This is a genomic window from Paenibacillus planticolens, assembly GCF_013141725.1.
Taxonomy (GTDB): Bacteria; Bacillota; Bacilli; order Paenibacillales; family NBRC-103111; genus Paenibacillus_E; species Paenibacillus_E planticolens.
Window position 1 is genome coordinate 1 of the sequence record NZ_WHNZ01000028.1, and the last position, 4,474, is coordinate 4,474.

1 protein-coding gene is annotated in these 4,474 nt (G+C 50.1%); it reads right to left on the bottom strand.

Going from position 1 to position 4,474, the window contains the following annotated elements:
• Nucleotides 1–4,320 (bottom strand): alpha-N-acetylglucosaminidase TIM-barrel domain-containing protein (locus GC097_RS33900; RefSeq protein ID WP_216625772.1); only part of this gene is annotated, 4,320 nt, incomplete at its 3' end.
• Nucleotides 4,321–4,474: the final 154 nt, after the last annotated feature.

Here is a 4,474-nt window from a genome sequence, read left to right on the forward strand (position 1 = left end):
ATTCTTCGCTTTAAAGACGATATCGATGAATTCAGCCGTGCCTGTGAAGGCATGACCGGCACCTTGGCTCGCGATGATTAGGCGGAGCGCGCCCGCTTGATCTTTAGAATCAACGATGCTTATGCCGTCTTTCGCCGACTTCGCCGAGACAAATTCCATGACGTTCGCATCATAGTTCAGCTTGATGTCCTGAGCGTATACGCTTTGTGTTACGTTTTTCAACCCGAAGCGTATCGTGAACTCATTTCCTGCGGGAACAGAGTTCGTACCGCTGAGCGTTGTTCCAGGAGCAATCGGATATCCGAATACAAGCAATTCTTGAAATGCAGTCCAATTCTGCCCAGGTGCTTGATCAAAAGTAATTCGCACATATCTTCCTTGCGTACTGTATGAGTGCGATTGCATTTGGCTCGTATCGGTATTGTTCATTTTATCCACAGCAGTTACCCATGTGGCGTTATCGTTGGAAACTTCAATAATATATTTCCATAAAACTTGCTTTTCGAAATGGATTTCACTGCCTGTCAATTCATAGATGTCACCTAAATCGACAGCCCACCAGTTGCCGGCGCTTCCGCTATTCGCAACCCACATGGTCGTCAAATTGCCATCATTGCCATTGGCTGCCGGTCTTTCCGAGTTTTTGGCGGTTGCCGGTTTGTTCAAAGCAAGATTAGCAGGCCGAGGCAGAATGGTAACTTGACTTGTTGCCTTATAGCCGCCGTCAATGCTAGTTACAGTGATGGTCGCCTTCCCCGCTTGCAGACCGGTTACAACCGCTTTATTGCCACTAGTCTTTTGAACTAGTGCTATAGCCGGGTCACTAGTGGACCATGTTACATTTGGATTTAATGCGTTGCTCGGCAGCACAGCCACGGTAAGCTCCGAAGTTTGGCCTTCCGTCAGCGAGAGAGCCGTCTTGTCAAGTTGAATCTCGGTTACGAATGGACCTGCCTCCACAACTTTAACCTCCGCAGTTGCGATGAATCCGCCTTCTACCGTTGTCGCAGTTATCGTCGCTGTCCCAATCGCTGCTGCTGTAACCGTTCCATTGCTATCAACTTTAGCTACTTCTTCTTTACTCGACGACCAAACGACATTTTTGTTGCTTGCATTTAGTGGTGCAATGATTGCGTTTAACTTCGTAGATTTGTTAGTGTCCAAGTTAAGCGTTACTTGCGGTTTATCCAGTGTAAGGCCGGTTACCAACACGCCTTGTGAATTTACTTCGAGCCCTTCGAACTCCACAAATCCATTCAACTGGGAAGTCACATTGACTGCGCTCATGAACAGACCGACATCCTGTTTCACTGCCGCTGACGCCAGGGTTGCTGTACCGATTGTCGTCCAGTCAATCCCATCCGAGCTGCATGCTCCCGTTATCGTTGAACCCGTCCGAGCAAGCTTGACGTAAACTGGCGCTGTGAATCCCGCTTTGGACGACACCGACTCCAACTGGCCGTCTCCATTCTGGTCCCAGGAAAATGCGCAGCCGTTGCTTGGCGTTACGGCAATGTTGACATAACCGGCAGATCCGTTCGTTCTTAAGTCATTACGGGCAATAATACCCGCTCGCGCCCATCCCCACGTATTATCCTGATGGACGACTTTAGTCGTAACCGTCGTGTCGCTGCTCAGCGCTTTATCCAGAAAAATCGATCCGAACCCTTGTGAAGCGCCCCACAAGTCGGAACCACCGCCATAAATGCCGAACGAGTTTCCGGACTGAGCGAACTGTGAATTATTAAAAGAAACTGTCTGATAAGGTGCAGTGACGCCCTTGGAGGCAAGCAGGTTAATCGTACCTTTAGCGGTTTGCCCCACTGTTCCATACCTATATGTGGACTCAACCGTTAGCGTATGGATTAGGCTGCTGTTCGAAAATTCATCTGCAGCAGTTATCTCAAATTTCACAGTGAACGTTTTTCCGGGGTTCACTTGCTCAGCCATCGTAGCCGTCAGCGCCTTCACATTGAATGCTTGATTAGGCGCAATGGAAACGTTGACTCCCTGGGCTGGCAAGAAGCTGTTCTCGTTCTTCAACGTTGCCGTAATCGTAACTGTCGCGCCTGGCACGATGGCTGCTTTGTCCGCAGTCACCGTAATTCCCAGAGAGGACGAATTGCTGATTTCGTCTAATACCTTTTGGGCCACGAGATGAATATCGCCCTGTGGTTCCGTAGGAAAAATATTCTGCCGCTTCGACCACGCATCGCCAATAGCAAACCAGTCAATCTGACCCGGCTGCCGGCCTTCGGCAAGCGCTCCCTTTAACTCGTCGAAATAAGTTTTCCACCGCAAGTAATAGTAATCACCCACCAAGCCGCTCCATTCACGGTTCGCGTAATCATGCAGTCCGCCGGATGTAGATCCTGAGCGATCTCCCCACACGGTAAGCAGCGATCTGGCATCAAACTCCAGTCTCGCGCGTTCAGCATCATCAGACGCAAATGACTTTGCATTATCCAGCCATGGACCGAGCATCGTCTGTTTGTTCGTCGCTGTAACCTCGTCAAGCAGCTCCATCCATTTCAACCACTTATCCGTAAGTGCATTAAATTGCAATTTATCCTTAGCATCATATTCTTGCTTAATTTGCGGCAGCAAAACACGGCTGTGATTGGACAGCACCTGACGGGTGATGTCCATCAGGTCATAGCGGTAAGCGCTGCTGCTGCGCAGTTCCTGTCTAACATTAAGCATGGCGGGCAGTGCAAGATCGAATACCACGCCATCATACCGCATGCTCTCAGGCGACCATGATGCTGCTTTATTAGCAGTTAAGCTCGGCTGTGCGCCGAACAACCCGTCTTGCGCTTCACTCCACTCACCAGCTGGCATATTGTAAGCCGTTTGGCGAAGTGTCTCCCATGCAGCCTTCGCGTTCTCATCTCCGCCACCGTAGCGTCTTTCCGCCCATGTTCCAAACCAATTTGGCAGGTCAACCGGACCCTGCTGCCATGCTATTTCGGTAAAAAAGTCGAAGGCGACCGGATTGTTCTCGCTTCCCTCCGGCATCAGCGCGATACCGTTAAGTTTGCTTCCTGATTTAGCCTTCCATTGCCAGTACTTTGTATTCCAATCCGAGAGATTCGCCCCCATCGTGGTATGTCCGCCGAAGTTCCAAATCGAGCCAAACGCATAGGGCACACCTGGCCAGGACTGCTCTCGGTTGAGATTGGCATAACGATCCGATAAGCCATCGAGAACGAGCAATTTTGTTTTGTCCAGCGGTGCCAGCAATGTCGAAGACGGGTTGGACTGCCAGCCAAGGATCGTCCAGATCGCTCCGGGGTGAGCTGCTTGAAGTGCCGTTTCCACGGCCTTCGAGGCCGTACCGACTGGAACGTCGCCTGCATTGCCTCCTTCATGCAGCAGGTCCATCTTAAACATCGTTGTATCGCCGAAACGCTCTGTCTGGTTCCGGTAAAATGCTTCAGCTATTTTCGGGAATAACGCATTTCGCGGATCAAGCCAGTCCGGGCGATTGAAGCCAACCCAAGTCCCTTGAGAAATGACACGCCCTGTCGGATTCTTCTCCACAAATTTCGTCGGCACTGTGCCGAAGTAACCCGGAAACACAGGAGTCATCCCCAGCTCTCGAAGACGATCAGCTATTTTCTTACCGATAACGGCTCGTTCATTTATTAGATTTTCAGAATTAGGACCCGCGAAGCAGCACATATTCTGCAACAGCCACCAAGGCTGGTGTGCAGGCAATGTGATCCAATTATTCATCTCCTGAGCACTGTAACCGAATTCTTGAAACGTATCATAGTAAACGGCCTCCTGTCCCACCGTTACCAGCACTTCGTTAATTCCGTTCAGGGCAAGGACATCGATCATACGCTCCCAGTCCTGCCAATTCCGATAGGCGCCTGTATAGCCATCGTCGGTGTCGTTGAGCGCAAATCTGTGCGGAACATTCGCTTGCTGCACAATTTCTTTCACCGGTAAAGGCAGCTGCTGCGGTAAATTTAACTGTTCGCCGTTCCAGTTGATATTCGCCTTCGCCACATATTTGAGATACCAGTTAAACCCAGTCAACAGAACAGCTGGACTTGTGCCCTGTATCTCGACAAGCCCATCCTTGCTTAAAATGTGGAAATTGTCGCCACTCTTGTCCCGGTTCACGGCCACCAGACGCACCTGCTCATAGTGTTTCGGCACAAGCCGCTTCAGCGTCTCGACAGCTGCTGAGGTATCGAACGGCGGGGACTCTGTCGCTGCAGCGGACGCTGCTTCTGTCCATCGAATCCCGAGTGGAATCATCGCTGTTAACATGAGAAGCAATAACATACTGGAAAATATTTTCCTCATCAAAGATCACCTCTTCTCAACTATAGAGAAAACAAGGAGGACGCATCTCGCATCCTCCCCTATTTACTTTTATTGAATGATTTTGCTGGCGATAGCCGCAAGGTCGAGAATGTCAATCACGTTATCATGGTTGATATCGGCGATTTTAACTAGA